General features: G+C 68.4%; 15 protein-coding genes. 7 read left to right on the top strand and 8 right to left on the bottom strand.

Annotated features, from left to right (window positions below):
• Positions 1 to 160: 160 nt before the first annotated feature.
• Genes ACKOQ4_RS08065 through ACKOQ4_RS08050 form a run of 4 tightly spaced genes read left to right on the top strand, consistent with a single transcriptional unit; the run spans position 161 to position 6,193 of the window.
• The gene (locus tag ACKOQ4_RS08065) at positions 161 to 1,060 is read left to right on the top strand and encodes a uridine phosphorylase (RefSeq protein WP_526290612.1); all 900 of its coding nucleotides are present in this window, start codon (positions 161 to 163) and stop codon (positions 1,058 to 1,060) included.
• Positions 1,061 to 1,090: 30 nt separating this feature from the next.
• Positions 1,091 to 1,873, top strand: a complete 783-nt coding sequence (deoC, locus tag ACKOQ4_RS08060; RefSeq protein WP_526290610.1) for a deoxyribose-phosphate aldolase — start codon at positions 1,091 to 1,093, stop codon at positions 1,871 to 1,873.
• A complete protein-coding gene (locus ACKOQ4_RS08055; protein ID WP_526290608.1) occupies positions 1,873 to 3,528 on the top strand; it encodes a phospho-sugar mutase in 1,656 nt (551 codons plus the stop codon). Before deoC ends, ACKOQ4_RS08055 begins: the two co-directional genes overlap by 1 nt.
• 1 nt (position 3,529) lies before the next feature.
• Positions 3,530 to 6,193 carry an MGH1-like glycoside hydrolase domain-containing protein gene (locus tag ACKOQ4_RS08050; RefSeq protein ID WP_526290606.1) on the top strand — a complete coding sequence of 888 codons (2,664 nt, stop codon included), beginning with the start codon at positions 3,530 to 3,532 and terminating at the stop codon, positions 6,191 to 6,193.
• Here the strand turns inward: ACKOQ4_RS08050 and ACKOQ4_RS08045 are convergent.
• From ACKOQ4_RS08045 to ACKOQ4_RS08020, 6 genes are all read right to left on the bottom strand, one after another.
• Positions 6,190 to 7,776: an MFS transporter gene (locus ACKOQ4_RS08045; RefSeq protein WP_526290604.1), complete on the bottom strand. Its 1,587-nt coding sequence runs from the start codon at positions 7,774 to 7,776 to the stop codon at positions 6,190 to 6,192. The two genes, ACKOQ4_RS08050 and ACKOQ4_RS08045, sit on opposite strands and share 4 nt — an antisense overlap.
• Positions 7,766 to 8,185: a cytidine deaminase gene (locus ACKOQ4_RS08040; RefSeq protein WP_526290602.1), complete on the bottom strand. Its 420-nt coding sequence runs from the start codon at positions 8,183 to 8,185 to the stop codon at positions 7,766 to 7,768. The genes ACKOQ4_RS08045 and ACKOQ4_RS08040 overlap by 11 nt, the downstream gene beginning before the upstream one ends.
• A gap of 150 nt (positions 8,186 to 8,335) precedes the next feature.
• On the bottom strand, positions 8,336 to 8,800 hold the full coding sequence (locus ACKOQ4_RS08035; RefSeq protein ID WP_526290600.1) for an Rv2253 family sensor-like surface protein: 465 nt from the start codon (positions 8,798 to 8,800) through the stop codon (positions 8,336 to 8,338).
• 26 nt (positions 8,801 to 8,826) lie between these two features.
• Entirely contained in the window at positions 8,827 to 9,105 is a 279-nt protein-coding gene (locus ACKOQ4_RS08030) for a hypothetical protein (protein WP_526290598.1), read from the bottom strand.
• 104 nt (positions 9,106 to 9,209) lie between these two features.
• Complete coding sequence (locus ACKOQ4_RS08025) at positions 9,210 to 9,398, bottom strand: CDGSH iron-sulfur domain-containing protein (RefSeq protein ID WP_526290596.1); 189 nt, start codon at positions 9,396 to 9,398, stop codon at positions 9,210 to 9,212.
• Between the two features lie 59 nt (positions 9,399 to 9,457).
• The gene (locus ACKOQ4_RS08020) at positions 9,458 to 10,291 is read right to left on the bottom strand and encodes an MIP/aquaporin family protein (protein WP_526290594.1); all 834 of its coding nucleotides are present in this window, start codon (positions 10,289 to 10,291) and stop codon (positions 9,458 to 9,460) included.
• A gap of 238 nt (positions 10,292 to 10,529) precedes the next feature.
• Here ACKOQ4_RS08020 and ACKOQ4_RS08015 point away from each other — a divergent pair, with 238 nt between their 5' ends.
• Both ACKOQ4_RS08015 and ACKOQ4_RS08010 read left to right on the top strand, forming a co-directional pair.
• The gene (locus tag ACKOQ4_RS08015; protein WP_526290592.1) at positions 10,530 to 12,992 is read left to right on the top strand and encodes a CocE/NonD family hydrolase; all 2,463 of its coding nucleotides are present in this window, start codon (positions 10,530 to 10,532) and stop codon (positions 12,990 to 12,992) included.
• 25 nt (positions 12,993 to 13,017) lie between these two features.
• Positions 13,018 to 13,800, top strand: coding sequence for a GmrSD restriction endonuclease domain-containing protein (locus ACKOQ4_RS08010; RefSeq protein WP_526290590.1), 783 nt, complete (start codon positions 13,018 to 13,020; stop codon positions 13,798 to 13,800).
• Positions 13,801 to 13,809: 9 nt separating this feature from the next.
• Here the strand turns inward: ACKOQ4_RS08010 and aceA are convergent, their stop codons facing one another.
• Positions 13,810 to 16,095 carry an isocitrate lyase ICL2 gene (aceA, locus tag ACKOQ4_RS08005; RefSeq protein ID WP_526290588.1) on the bottom strand — a complete coding sequence of 762 codons (2,286 nt, stop codon included), beginning with the start codon at positions 16,093 to 16,095 and terminating at the stop codon, positions 13,810 to 13,812.
• A 110-nt stretch (positions 16,096 to 16,205) separates the two neighbouring features.
• Complete coding sequence (locus ACKOQ4_RS08000; protein ID WP_526290586.1) at positions 16,206 to 16,853, bottom strand: peptidoglycan endopeptidase; 648 nt, start codon at positions 16,851 to 16,853, stop codon at positions 16,206 to 16,208.
• A 290-nt stretch (positions 16,854 to 17,143) separates the two neighbouring features.
• On the opposite strand from ACKOQ4_RS08000, the gene dtd reads away from it, so the two are divergent.
• Positions 17,144 to 17,575: a D-aminoacyl-tRNA deacylase gene (gene dtd / locus ACKOQ4_RS07995; RefSeq protein ID WP_526290584.1), complete on the top strand. Its 432-nt coding sequence runs from the start codon at positions 17,144 to 17,146 to the stop codon at positions 17,573 to 17,575.
• Positions 17,576 to 17,627: the final 52 nt, after the last annotated feature.

Here is a 17,627-nt window from a genome sequence, read left to right as displayed (position 1 = left end):
CGCGATTGCGCAGGTCAGTGTCCACCGAATCTAGCCGCGCGGCGAACCGGCCGTCAACAAGGCCACACCGGGCGGCGCCGACCGGGAGAACGTCAAAGCGCCGTCGCGCCACCCCCGCAACGCGTAGATTTCCACGCGTCACTCAGCCGGGAGGTCGCAGGTGAAGACCGAGAACATCAACCATGCGTTCCTCGACGGGGTGCTCGACGGCAGCCATGAAGACGTCTACTACCACTTCGGTATGGCGTCCCCGGACCCCGTACTGGACAAGCTGCGCGACGTCAGGGCCGTGATCCTGGCCGGATCAGGCGGCCGCATCAAGGAGTTTGCCGACCGCTGGAGCGCGATCTGCGGCGGCACCGAGATCGTGGCATTCCCCAAAGAGGACCGCTTCGTCACCCGCTACACCGCGGGTGTGCTGTTCGCCTCACACGGCATGGGTATGCCCAGCGCTTCGATCGCGCTCCAGGAACTCATGCGGCTGGTGTTCTTCCTCAAGCGCGGGAACCTGACCGCCATGGACGAGGTGTTCTGGTGCCGGGTCGGCACCAGCGGCGGTGTCGGGTTGCCCGCCGGCACCGTGGTGGTCACCTCGGAAGGAGTGATGGCCGACCTCAAGCCCTACCGGCTGCTCAAGGGCGGATCCGGCGAGTACCGCTTCGACGGCCGCTTTCCGCCGGCGGTCTACAACGCGATCATCGCCGCCAACGAACACACCGACTTCGACATCGTCTCGGGAAAGACGGTGGCCGGAAACGAGTTCTTCCTCGAGCAGTTCCGTCTCGACGGCGCGGTGTGCTTCGAAACCGCCGAGACCAAGATGGCCTGGCTGCGCTGGCTCGACGAGAACGGGGTGCGCAACATCGAGATGGAGGGCGCGATGCTGGCCGGCTATCTCAACCACTGGGGTTTCCCCAGATTCGGGATGATCTGCTGCACCCTGCTCAACCGGCTCGAGGGCGACCAGGTGACCGCCACCGCGGAACAGTTGCACAAGTTCAGCGAGGACTCCGGTGTCGCGCTGTTCAACTACCTCAGAGCCAGCCTGCTCCAGGGCTGACCGACCGACGATTCCCCGAGGAGGAGTCCTGTGAACAACCACGTCGCCGACTACACGGCACTTTTCGACCGGGCCAACCAGGCGGTGACCGCCGCGCTGGGCGCCGCCCCGGACGGGGTCGAGGTGCCAGAGGTGCTGCGCACCTCGGAGAACCTCGCCGGGCGTATCGACCACACCCTGCTCAAGGCCGACGCCACCCTGGCGGCGATCCAGACGCTGTGCGACGAGGCCAGGGAGCACCGGTTCGCCTCGGTCTGCGTCAACACCCGGTGGGTTCCCACCGCCGCCGAACTGCTGGCCGGATCCGGAGTCATGGTGTGCACCGTGGTCGGTTTCCCGCTCGGGGCGATGACCAGGCTGGCCAAAGCGGAGGAGGCCCGCATCACGGTGGCCGAGGGCGCCGACGAGGTGGACATGGTGCTCGACATCGGCGGGCTGCTCTCCGGTGACCTCGCCGCGGTCTACGACGACATGCTCGGGGTGGTGGGCGCGGCCCGGCCCGCTCCGGTCAAAGTGATCCTGGAGACCAGCATGCTCGACGACGACCAGAAGGCGATCGCCTGCCTGATCGCCCTGCGCTCGGGGGCGGCCTACGTCAAGACCTCCACCGGGTTCGGCGGCGGCGGAGCCAACGCCCACGACATCGCCCTCATGCGGGCGATGGTGGGAGACACCCTCGGCGTCAAGGCCTCCGGGGCGGTCCGCACCAGAGCGGACGCACACGCGATGGTCAAGGCGGGCGCCGACCGCATCGGCGCCTCGGCGTCAGTGGCCATCGTGTCCGGCGGCGAGGCGGCGGCGGGGGACTACTGATGGCTCTCGATGACACCCTGCTGGCCACGGCGCGTTCCTGGTTAGCCGAGGACCCCGACCCAGACACAGCCTCGGAGCTGACGGCACTGATAGCCAGAGCCGAAGCAGGGGAACAGGATTCGGTTGCCGAGCTCGCCGACTCCTTCGACGGGACACTGCAGTTCGGCACCGCGGGCCTGCGCGGCCGGCTCGGGCCGGGCAGCAACCGGATGAACCGGGTCGTGGTGGCCCGTGCAGCCGCCGGTCTGGCGGCGTATCTGGTCGCCAACGGCGGAAAGTCGGTCGTGGTCGGCTATGACGCCCGCCGCAACTCCGACGTCTTCGCCCGGGACACGGCTCGGATCATGGCCGGGGCGGGAATCGCCGCGATGGTCCTGCCGGCGGCATTGCCGACGCCGGTGCTGGCCTTCGCGATCCGCGAACTAGGCTGCGACGCCGGGGTGATGGTCACCGCCTCGCACAACCCGCCCGACGACAACGGCTACAAGGTCTACCTCGGCGACGGCAGCCAGATCGTCCCGCCCGCGGACTCGGAGATCTCGGCCCGTATCGCCGCGGTGGGCCCGCTGAGTTCCATCCCGCGCTCCGAGGACTACCGGACCCTGGACGCTTCGGTGCTCGATGCCTACGTCGACCGGGCAGTCTCGTTGCTGGGCGGCGGTCCGCGTGCGGTGTCCGCGGTCTACACCGCCATGCACGGTGTGGGCGGCGAGGTTTTCATGCGTGCCGTCGAGCAGTCCGGCTTCGGAGCGCCGACCGCGGTCGCCGCCCAGTTCGAACCCGACGGCCGCTTCCCGACGGTGAGCTTCCCCAACCCGGAGGAGCCCGGTGCGATGGACCTTTCGCTGGCCGATGCCCGCGCTCAGGACGCCGACGTCATCATCGCCAACGACCCCGACGCCGATCGCTGCGCGGCCGGGATCCGCTGCGGCGGGGACTACCGGATGCTCACCGGCGACGAGGTCGGCGCCCTGCTGGGCTGGTGGATCGCCGAACGCGGCCGGCGCGACGGAGCCCCGGCGACCGGGGTGTACGCCCAGTCGATCGTCTCCGGGACGCTGCTGGAACGCATCGCCGCCGACGCGGGTCTGGGGTATGCGACCACGCTGACCGGGTTCAAATGGATCTCGAAGGTGCCCGGTCTGCGCTTCGGCTACGAGGAGGCCCTGGGCTACTGCTGCGACCCCGAAGCGGTGAAGGACAAGGACGGCATCACCGCCTCGCTGTTGATGCTGGAGATGGTGGCGGCGCTCAAAGCCGAGGGCCGCAGCCCACAGGACGTGCTCGACGACCTTGCCCGCCGGCACGGCCTGTACGCGACGAGCCAACTGTCGGTGCGGGTTTCGGACACCTCGCTGATCGCCGGCGCGATGGCCCGGTTGCGGGCCGATCCGCCGACCGCGCTGGGTGGGCGCGGGGTGGTGCGGATGGATGACCTGGAGAAGGGGGTGGACGGCCTGCCGCCCACCGACGGGCTGCGCTTCACCCTCGACGGCGCCCGGGTCATCATCCGTCCGAGCGGCACCGAGCCGAAGCTCAAGTGCTACCTGCAGGTGGTGGTCCCGGTGGACGCCGGAGTCGACGCCGCCAAGGCTGCCGCCGGATCCGAACTGGACGCGCTGCGGGCCAGCGTCTCCGAGGCGCTCGCGCTCTAGCGTGACGACGGCGGAACACGATCGTCTCGACCAGGTCAGGGCGGGTTCGGCCGACTGGCGCCGGTGGGGCACCTACCTGAGCGAACGCGCCTGGGGCACGGTCCGGGAGGACTACAGCGCCGACGGCGACGCCTGGTCTTACTTCCCCTTCGAACACGCCCGCAGCCGCGCCTACCGCTGGAACGAGGACGGACTGGCCGGCTGGTGCGACCGCGACCAGATCATCTGCCTGGGCCTCGCGCTGTGGAACGGCAGGGACCCGATACTCAAGGAACGCCCGTACGGGCTGTCCAACGAGCAGGGCAACCACGGTGAGGACGCCAAGGACTACTGGTTCTACACCGACAACCTGCCCACCCACGCCTACGCGGCGATGCTCTACAAGTACCCGCAGGCGGCGTTTCCCTACCAGGACCTGTTGCGGACCAACCTCGACCGCGGACCTGAACTCGGCGAATACGAACTGTTCGACGCGTTGCGCGAGGACTGGCTGGCCCAGCGCTACTTCGACGTGCGGGTCGAGTACGCCAAGGCAGCCCCGGAGGATCTGGTGTGCCGCATCACGGTCACCAACCGCGGACCCGACCCGGCGCCGATCCACGTTCTCCCCCAGCTGTGGTACCGCAACACGTGGTCCTGGGACGGCGCCGATTCCGCGCCGCGGATCGTCAAGTCCGGCAACGGTTGTGCCCGTACCGAGCATCACGTCCTCGGACACCGTTGGTATGCCGTGCAGGCGGCGAGCGGCGGGATTCCGGACATGCTGTTCTGCGAGAACGAGACCAACGCCGAGATGTTGTTCGGATCCGCCAACGCGTCGGTCACCACCAAGGACGGGATCGGCGACTACGTCGTGTCCGGAGCGCTCGACGCGGTCAGCGAGTGCGAGGGCAGCAAGGTCGCCGCCCACGTTTCGGCGACGCTGGACCCGGGAACGGACCTGATCGTCACCATCCGATTCTCCCCGGCGGAGCTTCTGCTGCCGTTCGACGACGCCGATGCGGTGCTGGCCGCCCGACGCGCCGAGGCCGACGAGTTCTACGACTCGGTGGCGTCCCCGGAGCTCACCGCCGACGAACGTGTCGTCCAGCGTCAGGCGCTCGCCGGGTTGCTCTGGTGCAAGCAGTTCTACAACTATCAGGTACGCCGCTGGCTCAAAGGCGATCCGGCGCAACCGGTTCCGCCCGGGCAGCGCTGGACCGGACGCAACAGCGACTGGCAGCACTTCGTACTCACCGACGTCATCATGATGCCCGACGCCTGGGAGTACCCCTGGTTCGCGGCCTGGGACCTGGCCTTCCACTGCGTCGCGCTGGCCCTGATCGACCCGGAACTCGCCAAGCAGCAGGTGCTGTTGCTGCTGAAGTCGACGACCCAGCACCCGCACGGACAGATCCCCGCCTACGAGTGGTCCTTCGGCGACACGAACCCGCCGGTGCACGCATGGGCGGCATGGCAGGTCTACCGGCTCGACCGGATGCACACCGGTGTCGGTGACCGTGAGTTCCTCGCCGAGGTGTACCGCTCGGCGAGTCTGCACGCGATGTGGTGGCTCAACCAGAGGGACGGCCAGGACCGCGGGGTGTTCGGCGGCGGATTCCTCGGCATGGACAACATCGGGGTGTTCGACCGCGACAAGCCGCTGCCGACCGGCGGCACCCTGGCCCAGGTTGACGGCACGGCGTGGATGGCCGCCCTGATCTTCCACCTGCTGGAGATCACCATCGAACTGTCCCGCGAGGATCCCGGCTACCTGCAGATGTTCGGCCGCTGGGTCTGGGACGCCTGGCTGGTGGCCAACGCATTGGAGAAGGGCGCCGGGCACGTCAGTTTCTGGAACGAGCGCACCGGTTTCTACCACGACGTCATCGAACTGGCCGACGGCACCTGCCGCTCACTGGAGGTGTTCTCGCTGCAGGCCATCGTCCCGCTGTTCGCCGGCATCGCGGTGCCGATGACCGAGACCGACGCGGTCGGCACGATGAGCCGGCTGCTCGACGAGCTCTCCCGCATCTACGAACACACCGATCGCGACGTCCGCATCCGTCTCAGCGGCGGCGACGGCACCCACTTCATGCTGGCGGTGGTCCGGCCCGACCGACTGGCCGACATCCTCGACCGGGTCTTCGACCCCGAGCAGTTCCTGTCCCCGTACGGCATCCGGTCGCTGTCGCGCCACCACCGTGACCACCCCTACGTCTACCAGGTCGGCGGGCGCGACTACAGCGTCGGGTACGCGCCCGCGGAATCGCCGACCCGGATGTTCGGCGGTAACTCCAACTGGCGCGGCCCGGTATGGATGCCGCTGAATTTCCTTCTGGTGCAGGCCCTCAGTGCCTACGCCCGCTTCCTGGGGGATGCATTCACCATCCCCGATCCGGCCGACCCGACCGGCAGGGTGCCGCTGCGCACCGCCGCCGACCGGATGGCCCGCCGGCTCAGCGGGCTGTTCGTCCGCGGCGCCGACGGTCGCCGGCCGGTGCTGGGAGACAACGAGTACTTCCAGAGCGACCCGCACTGGCGGGATCTGGTGCCGTTCTGCGAGTACTTCGACGGCGACACCGGACGAGGTCTGGGCGCCGGTCACCAGACCGGCTGGACCGCGATGGTGGCACTGCTCCTGCAATTCGGCGGCGACCTGGGTTTCGACCGCCGCGAATCCTAGATTTCGGCGGCGTGCGTCATCTGGATGTGGTCGGGGGTGCGGCGCCGGCCGATGACCACCCAGGCGAAGATCGCTCCCGCCAGCGCGACGAAAGCCAGCACGAGCATCGAGGTGGTGATCGCGCCGGAACTCGCCCCGACGACGGCGTTCTTGACCGCGGTCACCGAGTCCTGGGGCAACCCGGCCAGCACGTCGTCGGCGCGGCCCATGTCGCCGTCCTGGACGGCGTCGGCGTAGCGGGCCGCGGTCTCACGAAGATCGGCACTCAGGCCCGGTCCGATCTTGGAGACCGTGAGTCCGCCGATGATCGAGGTGACCAGACCGACCCCGAGAGCGGCCGGGATGTTGAACGTCATCTGCATCAGACCCGAACCCATCCCGGCGCGCTCGGCGTCGACCGCCGACATGCCCGCCGTGTTGCAGGCCGGCAGCGAGATGCCGACGCCGATGCCCATGAGCGCCAGCGGAATCACCATCTGCGCCAGCGTCGTCTGTGGCCCGAAGAACAGTCCCATCCAGGCCAGCGCCGCGGCCTGCATCAGCAGCGACACGGTGATCGGCAGGCCGGGCCCGACCTTGTCGACCCAGCGCCCGGCCGGCGGCTCGAAGACCATGCAGATACCGGTGGTGATCAGGATGACGTTGGCTGCCTTGGCCGGGCTGTAGCCCAAGACGTTGATGAAGTAGAGCGATCCGACGAAGACCAGGAACGGGATATAGACGAACCCGACTGCGCTCTCGGCGAAGAAACCGCCGGAGAACAGCCGTTCCTTCCAGAGGCTGAAATCGACGAGGGGATGGGTGATCCGGGTTTCGAACACGCCGAAGACGGCCAGCAACCCGATGCCCGCGGCGATGGTTCCCCAGGTCCCGGTGGCTGTCCAGCTCACCGAGGAGTTCTGCAGGCCGTACGTCAGCAGCGTGATCCCGGTGGCCCCGAGGACCAGGCCCACCCAGTCGTACCTGCCTGTGGAGATCACACTCCGATATCCGCGGGTGGCGGCCAGCGTCACCGCGATCACCGCCGCGGTGAGCGGCAGTGCGACCCAGAACACCCAGCGCCAACTGGCGATGTCCATCATCCAGGCGGCGAACAGCGGGCCGAGCAGCAGGCCGAACCCGTGTGCGAAGCCCCACACCCCGACCGCCAGCCCGCGTTGTCGGAGCGGGAACGAGTTGACGACGATGGACAGCGTTGCGGGCGCGGAGATCCCGATCCCGATGCCCTGGACAGCCCGGCCGCTGATCATCAGCGGGCCGCCGACGGCGATGGCGGACATCAGCAGGCCGACGCCGAAGATGACGAACCCGATGACGATCATCCTGACCTCGCCGACCAGATCGCCCATCCGGCCGCCGGCCACCAGAGCGGCGCCGAAGGCGAGGCTGTAAGCGGTGATCGTCCAGGTCTGCGCGGAAAGACCCAGTCCCAGATCCTCTTTGATGGTCGGCAGCGCCGGGCCGATCACGGTGCTGAACATCTGGGCGATGAGCGCCCCGAATCCCATCGCCGCCAGAATCGCCCAGGCGGCCTTGCTCGCCTTCTGGCCGCCGACTCCGGCGGCAGTGGTGTCACCGGCCATGGCTCGGCTTCCTTTCCACGAGATCCCAGGGCCCGAACGCCTGGGGAAGAATCCCGGCCATCGTCTGGACGCCCTCGGGCGTCATCACCAGAAGATCGGGCCCGCCGTGTTCGTAGAGCAACTGGCGGCACCGACCGCACGGCATCAGCGGATCGCCGTTGCCGTCCACGCAGTACACCGCCGTGAGCCGCCCGCCGCCGGTGGCATAAAGCGCAGAGACCATGGAGCATTCAGCGCACAGGGTGATTCCGTAGGAGGCGTTCTCGACGTTCGCACCCGAGACCACCCGTCCGTCGTCGGCGAATCCGGCCACGCCCACAGGGAAATTCGAATACGGCGAGTAGGAATTGGCGGTGGCGGCGACGGCGGCCGCGCGCAGCCTCTCCCAGTCCACCTGCGGCTGAGTCATGTCCGCCTCCTCGCGCCTGCCACGCCATCGACCGCGTCAACGTAGCACCGGCGAAACCGGAAATACCCGGATTCGGCTGGCGTGAAGGGGTGCGACGGGACCGGTCGAACGACGTTGGCCTGCGACTTCCCGCCGTCCGGCGGGCCGGAGCTAGGCGGGTGCGGCGGTCAGCGGGATGTAGACCGTGCCCTGGCAGTCGCCGCTGCCGATGTTGGTGGCGAAGGTGCCGGTCAGTGATCCGTCCGACTGCGGGGTGTAGGTGGTCACCGAACTGGCCGGTTCGAAGGTGATCGTCCGGTCCGGAAGCAGGCAGTCCCAGCGCCAGTTATTGGTTCTCGACCACTGCGCGCCGTTCCAGGTGAACGTGGTCGACTGCGTCACGTTCTCCTTGGTGGCCGGACCGTCCACGATCGAGGCGACGCAGGTCCCGCTCGAACAGTCCGTGGCGAACTTGTAGGAGACGGTGTAGGGCTCCTCGGACTGCTTGGCCGCCGAACTTGTTCCCGACTTCTGGTCGGTGTGGAAGGTGATCCGGTACCAGCCGTTCCAGCTCGCCGGATCGGCCTGGGCAGGCAGGGCGCACGCCAGTGCCGTGGCCGCCGCCGCGGCGGCCACCGCCGATAGCCGCAACGTCGACCGGCTCAGCGGACGCAGACGCCGTTGACCAGCTGCTGGCAGACCGCGCCCGGTTGGCCGGCCCTCACCGACGGGCTGAACGAGTTGGTGATGCCCGGACCCACAGCCTTCTCGCTGGGGGTCAGGCTGGATGACGTCGCGCTGGGCGCCGAGGTGACGGTGGTGGTGCTGGTCGGTGCTTCCTTCTCGGTGGTCGGGCTGCACGCGGTCAAAGCCCCCATAGCCGCCAGCGCTGTACCTGCGGCGGCGATCGCGATCCGGCGCGGCAAAAGGCCAGAAGTCATGATGCGTCCTGTCTGTCAAAGTGAATCCCCTAGCCCGCCGATTTTCCGGGGGCTGTCCTGTTTCCATGGTAGCCGCCGGAGTCCGATCCCGCCCACGGCGGCCGTCAGGGGGCGGTGAAGCCCTCGCGCTTATGCGCCCCGTCGCAGAACGGTTTGTTCTCCGAGTGGCCGCAGCGGCACAGGAAACTCTTGCTGGTCTGTTTGATCACGGTGCCGTCCGACGCCAGGATCTCGACGTCGCCGGACACCTCGAGGGGGCCGTCGGTCAGGGTTTTGATGGTGACTTCACTCATGGCTGGCATTGTGCCGTACGGGTGAACCCCGGGCTCGCGACGGGGGACGCGCGGTCGGCTCAGCGCAGCGGCGTCGGTTCGACCACGCCGATCTCGGCCGGATTCGTCACCGCGGCCGGGAGGAACTTCTCGATGCAGAACACGAAGAGTGCGCCGCCGATCAGCCCGCCGATGATCGGGGCGATGACGGGCACCCAGAAGTACAACTGCGGACCGTTCGCGGAGAACCAGGCTTCGTGGTAACCGGTGATGAAGGAGGCCAGCCGGGGGCCGAAGTCGCGGGCCGGGTTGATGGCGTAACCGGCATTGGCGCCCCAGCCCAGACCGATGGCGACCACCAGCAGGCCGATGATCAGCGGGCCGGTGTTCGCCAACGGCGGGTTGTTGACCGCACTGGTCAGCGCGAAGATGACCGCCACCAGGATCGCGGTCCCGATCATCTGGTCGGTGAACGCGGTGTAGATCGACACGTTGGCGTCCGGCGAGGTGGAGAAGATTCCCTGGGTGGCCTTGGTGTGATCGGGGTCGACGTTGTGAATGAGGTCGCTGTAGTTGAACCGCACCACCAACGCCCCGACGAAGGCCCCGGCCACCTGGGCGGCGATGTAGGGGGCGATCTTGCGGGCGGGAAAACCCTTGAAGGCCGCCAGCGCCACGGTCACGGCGGGATTGAGGTGCGCGCCGCTGAGCCGCCCGGCGACATAGACCGCCATGGCCACCCCGAGACCCCAGCCCCAGGCGATCGAGTTGTAGTCCCCGGTCGATCCGGGGTCCGTCCCCAGCTTGCCGCCCCCGGTGACCACCTGTGCGACCACCCCGCATCCGAACAGGATCAGGATCATCGTCCCGAAGAATTCGGCCGAGCACTCGCCGAGCAGAGGAGTTCGTCTCACGTCAGGGACCGCCTTCCTGGGAAAAATGATGCACGGCAACGTAGCAACGCCGCCGGTGCGGGCGTGCCGAATTGGCCATTCTCCGTCGCCGGCCGCTGAGCGTTCGCGCCGACCGAGCTGTTCGAATCCGGCCATAACGGGTGGTCACTGTGGTAACTCTTTGCACCACGCACGCCGGAGGCGGCCTCAAGGCCAGGTCCGGCCGGTAGGGGACTGGAGGGGAGAGGCGGTGAAGGGCATGACTGCTGGAAGGTTTGTCGGCCGGGTCGGGGGACTGGCCGTGGCACTGGGCGTCGGTGCCGTCGTCTACGGCGGTGGAGCGACCGCGTCGGCGGACACCGCGGTTTCTGACAGCGGCGCCGGTTCGGCGCAGTCCCCGGGTGCGGCGCACGCCAAGCGCGGCCCGGCGCGACCGGCCCGCGCGGGGACGGCGGCCGCACCGCGAAGCACCGCACGCGCGAAGTCCCCGGCCGCCGGCCCGCCGTCGGCCGCTGGGGTCGTGACCGTCGCGCAACCCGCTGCGGCGCAGCCGGGTTCGGCCCGGCTCGCCGCTGCTGCGGCCCCCTCGCTGAGCGACCCGCGGCCCCGGCCGCCACTGGCGGCCGCGCGCAAGCAGCCGCTGTCCGGGTCGCTGAAAGCGGCCGGCGGTGTCACGGTGAACCCGACGGTCGAATGGGGCGGGACAATCGGGCCGGACCCCGCCAGAGGCGTTCCGGTCGCGACCGCACTGCCCGGGGTGCTCGTCGGCACCGTCAATGCAACCTCGGCGAGCGGCCTGCCACTGGCCTACGTGGGCGTCGGCAGGCCCAACGCCGGCGGCAAGATCGGCGGCGGCCCACTGCTTCCGCTGTCGAACTTCTACTCGCCCGACGGTGGGTTCAGCTACATCCCCGACGCCGCCACGTTGACCACCCCCGGAGCGGCCGAGCAGTTCAGGGTCATGGCCATGGAGCTGTCGAAGTTCGACCAGCGCATCATCAAAGTCCTGGGTCCGCTGGGCGGTCTGCTGGTGCCGCAGGCGCTGGCGGTCATCCACCGAATCCCGGTCGTCAACACCCTGGCCTCGCCGCTCATCGGCCGGGCGACCGTGGCCGAATTCACTGTGACACCCAATGCCCTGGCCGAGGACCGGCCGACGGCCTTCACCTACAAGATGCCGTCCTTCGACGGCACGTTGATCAGCCTGAACTACTTCCCGGCAACCAACGTCTCCACCGGCGCGGTCGACAACGCGCCGACCGTGCTGGCCGCCTCGGGTCTGGCGTGCGCGGCCAACACCGATCCGCTGACCCGCTACGGACAGCTGTTCATCAGTCAGCAGTTCGGCAGCCTCACCCCGGGTATCGCCCCGCTGCGGGACGACAGGTTCCAGTCGTTCGTGCTCGACCCGCAGACCTACGACGGCGGCGGCGGCTACAACGTGGTCACCTGGGATCCCCGCGGCGAGTTCGCTTCCGGGGGTCAGTTGAACATCGACAACCCGATGCTCGAGGGACGCGACGTCTCGTCGATGATCTCCTGGCTGACCGGTTCCACCAACCCGGCGGCCGGCCAGGTCTCGGCGGTCGACGGCGACCCGCGGGTCGGTATGACCGGCGGCTCCTACGGCGGCGGCATCCAGCTGACCACCGTCGACCCCCGGATCGATGCCATCACCCCGGAGATCGGCTGGAACTCGCTGATCAGTTCGCTGTACCCGGGCGACGGCAACACCGCCGCGTTCAAGACCGGCTGGGGCGCGATCCTGGTCGCGGCCCTGGCGGTCACCGGGGCGCGGGTGAACCCGTCGATCTACCAGGGCATCTTCACCGGGGCGGTGTTCGGTTTCCTGAGCCCGAGTTCCCAGGCGGTGCTGTCCAGCGTCGGCCCGACCGTCCTGCTCACCGAACAGCAGGCGCCCACCCTGCAGTTCCAGGGCATCGACGACACCTTGTTCCCGCTGTCGGAGTCGGTGGCCGCCGGCAAGACCATCAGCGCCAACGGGATCAGCCCGGACTACCGGCTGTTCTGGTTCTGCGGCGGACACGGCACCTGCGACATCGCCGAGAAGCCCGCCGAGCAGGACGCGCAGGGCGTGATCCAGAACCTGCGCTGGCTCGACCAGTACGTCGCCGGGAACGTCGATCAGCCGGCCGACGTCATCCCGAGGTTCCAGTGGTACGACCAGAACGGCCTCTACTGGAGCTCCGACAAGTTGCCGTGGGATCCGGCGTTCAACCAGGGCAGCTACGCACCGGCTGCGGGCAAGGGCGGGTTCCTGCCGCTGTGGCCGGTGCTGGGCGGCTCGGGCCCGTACCCGATCAGGGATCTGCCGTTCTCGATCGTCAACGCCGGGCCGGCCCGCAACGCGGTCAACCTCGAGCTGACCCCGCCGGTCGGCAAGCAGGTCGTCGGCTCCCCGACGCTCAGCTTCACCTACTCGGGTCTGGGCACCGGGCACACCGTGTATGCGCAGCTGGTCGATCAGACGACGCGTCTGGTGCTGAGCAATATCGTCACCCCGATCCAGGTCACGCTCAACGGTCGCGAGCAGACCGTCACCGTCCCGTTGGAAGACATCGTCTACACCGTCGAGGAGGGCGACTCGCTGCAGTTGCAGATCACCAGCTCCGCGGTGAACTACGAGAACTTCTGGAGCTACGGCTGGATCAACATCTCCGACATCAACGTCGAACTGCCGCTGCACACCCCGGGCACCTGACGCCGGACCAGCCGGGGACTCAGGGGTGACCGCCGTCAAGCCCTCCGCCCGGGCCCGTCGGTGGCGCCGCCGCGGCACGATCGCGGGGCTGGCCGTCCTGCTGGTCGGGGGGGTGGCCGCGGTCCTGGTGTGGCAGGAGCGTTCGTCGTCGCCGATGTCCGGGCCGTCGCCGACCTGGCGGGCCGGGGAGTCGACCAGTTCGGCGAACGCGGCTTCGCCGGTCGTGCCGCCCGCGCCGTCTCCCTATGACAACGCCCGGCGCCAACTGCGCGACCTGCCGGTGCGGGGGTGGGACCGCACCTCGGATTTCCAGCGCCGCCAGTTCGGCGAGGCCTGGAGTGACGACGTCAACGTGGAGTTCGGCCACAACGGCTGCAACACCCGCGACGACATCCTGCGCCGCGACCTGAAAAACCTTGTGGTGCGGCCGTTCACCTGCTTCGCGCAGAGTGGCACCCTGGTCGATCCCTACACCGGTGCGACCATCGACTTCGTACGCGGCCCGGACACCTCCAACAGCATCGAGATCGACCATGTCGTGTCACTGGCCGACGCCTGGTACAAGGGCGCGCGCGCCTGGGACGCGCAGCGGCGGCTGGACTTCGCCAACGATCCGCGCAACCTGCTCGCCGTGAGTCCAAAAGCCAATTTCGACAAAGCCTTCCGGGACGCCGCGTCCTGGCTGCCGCCCAATCAGGCCTTCCGGTGCGACTTCGTCGTACGTCAGATCGACGTCAAGACCGCCTACGGGCTGTGGCTGTCGGCCAAGGAGAGAAAGGCCCTCGCCGACGCCCTTGCGCGCTGCTGAGCGCCATCCTCAGTCCTGCTTACGAAGCAGTTTCTGCAGTGCCTTGCGGTCGGGCTCGAGCAGTTCGGCGATGCGCGGGTAGTTCACATCGGCGACGATGATCCCGCCCACGTCGTTGTTCACAGTGGAGAAGATGCCGTGCGCCTTCATCTTCTCGGTCTGGTATTTGTTGTCCTCGGTGGGGGTGACGTAGTAGACCGCTTCAGCCTTGAACCGGTGCACCAGCCAGAGATGGATCAAAGTCATCAGCCGCTTCTGACGCAACTTGGCCGAGTAGGTGTTCTGGTCGCGGACGGTCAGGATGCTGCGTCCGTGCCGGTCCTTGATCGGGTCGAAGAGCACGTCCGCGAGCTTCTCGCCGTCGGTGTCGCCGAAGATCGCCAGCTCCAGGACATCCGAGCCGGCCTGGTGCGGGCGCAGTTGCACGCGCAGCCGTTCGCCGAGCTTGTAGTGCTCGCTCCACAGCGCCAGCCAGTCCTCCAGGAGCTTCTTGGGCACCTCGGTCTGCACCAGGTGCTGCACCTGGGTCGAGCCCTTGCCCATCGCCTTGGTGGTGGCGGTGCGTCCGGACGAGGCGGCCAGCGCGGCGTCGCTGCGCGGTCCGCCGACCAGGGTCTGGGGGGTGCGATAGGGCGACTCGAGCAGGCGCATCTTGCGCTGCAAACGGGCCAGGGCCAGCATGCCCTCCTGGCGCAGCGCGGTGGCGAACTCCTCGGCGGCCACCCCGTCGATCTGGTGGCCGCCGTAGGTCATGAAGTTGAAGACGAAGCCCATCTTCCCGATCTCCTCCGGGAAGGCCCGCATCTGCTCATCGGTCATCCCGGTGGTATCCCAGTTGAACGAGGGCGAGAGGTTGTAGGCCAGCATCTTGTCCGGGTACACCGCATGCACGGCTTCGGCGAACTCGCGGGCATCAGCCAGGTCCGCGGTCTTGGTCTCCATCCAGAGCAGGTCGGCGAACGGCGCCGCGGCAAGGGATTTCGCAATCGCGTACGGAATGCCGCCGCGCACCTGGTAGTAGCCCTCCGGGGTGCGGGCCAGCTCGCAGTCCCAGGCGGCGCTCACGCCGAGTTCGGCGGCCTTCTCCCGGGCCGCGTACAGCGAGGCGGTCCGGGCGAACTCCACCCATTCGACCGGTTTCATCGCCATCGCCTCACCCTCGGCCTCCTTGAACCGCAGCACTTCGGCGACGGCGTTGCCGTAGGTCTCAAGGCCGGCGTCGGACTGCCACGCATCGACGAACTGGGACTCGACCCGGTCGAAGAGCACGTCGACCGAGCCGGTCCGGTCGGCGTTCCAAGCCGCGGCGGCCTCGTCGATCAGCGCGGTGATACCGCGGCTCTCAAGCCAGGCGCCGGCCTGAACGTACTCAGCCTCGGGCAGGGCGTAGAGCAGGTGCCCGTTGAGTTCGGTCACCCCGCTGTCGTGGAACCGGCGCATCATCGCCAGGAAGCACGCTTTGTACGGCGGGATCGTGAGGTTGGTGGCTCCGAGCAGGAACGGCTGGTCCCGCTCGTCGGCCCGGCCGTCGATCAGGTTGGCGGCCTCGGCGTCGGTTCGGGCCACGATGATTCCGGGCACGCCCATGATGTCGAGCTGGAACCGGGCGGTGTTGAGCCGCTTGATCTGTTCGTCCGACGGCACGAGCACCTTGCCGCCCTGGTGTCCGCACTTCTTGGTGCCGGGGCGCTGGTCCTCGATGTGGTAGCCGGAGACCCCGGCCTCGACGAAACGACGGATCAGGTTGCGCACGTGGGGATCCCCACCATGCCCGGTGTCGGCGTCGGCAATGATGAACGGCCGGTAGTCGACGGCCGGGGTGGCCGCGCGCTGTTCCGGCGTCATCTGCAGCCGCAGGTACTGCTGGTTGCGGTCGGCGGTGAGCAGGGCGCGCACCAGCCCGGCTGCCTCGTCGGGCACCTGGCTGAGCGGGTAGCTGGCCAGGTCCGGACCCGGATCCTCGGTGGTGGAGCCCTTCGCCGAGGTGGCCCAGCCGCCCAGATAGATGCCCTCGATCCCGCAGCGTTTCATGGTGGTCACCTGGCCCGGAGAGTAGGGACCGAAGGTGGTGATCGACTTGTGGTCGGCGAAAAGCTCGCGCAGCCGTGCGTAGAAGGCAGTTGCGGCGTCCCGCGCCACGGTGTACTCCACCGGTATCGTGCCGCGCTGCTCGACCACCTGGCGGGCGGTGTACAGCCGGGTGATGCCGTCGAACCGCGGGCTGTCGAAGTACCGCTGGGTCTCGGCGACCTGCTGCTCGAACGTCGTGGCTGAGTCCGCTCCGGCACTGGACATGGCTGCTCCTATCGCCCGGTTGAGCTGGCTTGCGATCAGGGTTTTATCTAACCCCGCCGGGATCGCGTGATCGCGGCGGGGGTGCGGCCATGCCGGTGGACCCGGCTCTGCTAGCTCGCCGGCACCTCGGCCGGCGGTTCGGCGGGCCCGGGTCCGGGTTCGCCGAGCCCGTCCGGTCCCGAGAGGTGGTCGACCGGGCCCGGCCCGGCGGTGTCGGCCACCGGAGCCGCGTCGGCCGGAGCCGCGGGGGCTGGTGCGGCGAGGTCAGCCGGCGGGCCGGCGTCGGCCGGTTCCGGGCCCCGCTGGTCCGGGGGCGCCTGCTCCGGGGGCACCTGCTCGGGCGCGGCCTCCGCGGGGATCTCGGCCGCGGTGATCTTCTCCTCGGCCTGCACCGGCAGATACATGTGATGGCTGAACTGCGACTGGTATGCGCCCCCGCCGCCGACGCGAACTCCGGCGCCGCCCTCACCGCTGGAGACCGGGGTGCCGTCCGGGAGGGTAACCGCGGCGTGGCCGCTGTTCCATCCGATCACCACCGAGTTCGGTGCGGAGCCGTAATGGAATCCACGCGCCAGCAGAGCAGGTTCGATGTTGCCGGTGTTGAACCGGCTGCCGAACGCGGGACGACCCGAGGCCACGTTGGCGACCCACGACGCCAGCCCGGAGCAGTCCGTGCCCGCCGGGGTGTCTCCACCGGGGATATACGGAGTGCCGGAGACCTGTGCGATAAGCGAAGCAATTGCCGCGATAGCAAACATGACACCAACGCTAACAATGCAAATGCCGTATCACCAAAACCTGTGGCGGGTCTCACTTTTCATTTCATCAGTGCTGCTCGTGATAAATAAATCCGTTTCCTCCCAACGATTTACATCTATCCGATACCGATTCGATACAGCAAATCTGTTATCTAGCAGCGGCATTCACCGATCTGTTTTCGTGCCGTAATGCCGCCAGGTTCTTAGTCGCCCGCACTTTTACCAGCGAGGATGCAGCAGGTTTGGCTGATTGCCGACGGACACGCGAAAAGTCACGGCAGGATTGGTCTATGCGAGTGCTGGTGCAACGCGTCACCTCCGCACAGGTGACGGTCGAGGGCGAAGTCGTCGGCGAGATCCGGCCGGAGCACCAGGGTCTGCTCGCCCTGGTGGGGGTGACCCACGACGACACCGCCGAGATGGCACGGCGACTCGCCGAGAAGCTCTGGGGTCTGCGGATCCTCGACGAGCAGCGCTGCGCCGCGGACGTCGGGGCGCCGATACTTGTGGTCAGCCAGTTCACCCTGTACGCCAGCACGGTCAAGGGCCGGAGGCCGTCCTGGAATGCCGCAGCCCCGGCTACGCTGGCCGAGCCGCTCGTCGCCGCCTTCGCCGAGGAGCTGCGCCGGCTGGGCGCCGAGGTGGCGACCGGTGTGTTCGGCGCGCACATGCAGATCGCTCTGGTCAACGACGGACCGGTCACGCTGGTGCTGGAGCTCTGAGGGCCGGCTGCGGCCGGGGCGATTTGTTACCGATCCGCGCCCCGGCGTCGAC

Source organism: Mycobacterium sp. (genome assembly GCF_046095365.1).
In the GTDB taxonomy this organism is placed as follows: Bacteria; Actinomycetota; Actinomycetes; order Mycobacteriales; family Mycobacteriaceae; genus Mycobacterium.
This window is presented reverse-complemented; position numbering and strand designations above follow the sequence as displayed.

Coding starts and splice junctions, on each gene's coding strand:
- ACKOQ4_RS08055 (WP_526290608.1), top strand. CDS start 1,873: ATGGCTCTCGATGACACCCTGCTGGCCACGGCGCGTTCCTGGTTAGCC.
- ACKOQ4_RS08025 (WP_526290596.1), bottom strand. CDS start 9,398: ATGAGTGAAGTCACCATCAAAACCCTGACCGACGGCCCCCTCGAGGTG.
- dtd (WP_526290584.1), top strand. CDS start 17,144: ATGCGAGTGCTGGTGCAACGCGTCACCTCCGCACAGGTGACGGTCGAG.
- ACKOQ4_RS08000 (WP_526290586.1), bottom strand. CDS start 16,853: ATGTTTGCTATCGCGGCAATTGCTTCGCTTATCGCACAGGTCTCCGGC.
- ACKOQ4_RS08015 (WP_526290592.1), top strand. CDS start 10,530: ATGACTGCTGGAAGGTTTGTCGGCCGGGTCGGGGGACTGGCCGTGGCA.
- ACKOQ4_RS08030 (WP_526290598.1), bottom strand. CDS start 9,105: ATGACTTCTGGCCTTTTGCCGCGCCGGATCGCGATCGCCGCCGCAGGT.
- ACKOQ4_RS08040 (WP_526290602.1), bottom strand. CDS start 8,185: ATGACTCAGCCGCAGGTGGACTGGGAGAGGCTGCGCGCGGCCGCCGTC.
- ACKOQ4_RS08045 (WP_526290604.1), bottom strand. CDS start 7,776: ATGGCCGGTGACACCACTGCCGCCGGAGTCGGCGGCCAGAAGGCGAGC.
- aceA (WP_526290588.1), bottom strand. CDS start 16,095: ATGTCCAGTGCCGGAGCGGACTCAGCCACGACGTTCGAGCAGCAGGTC.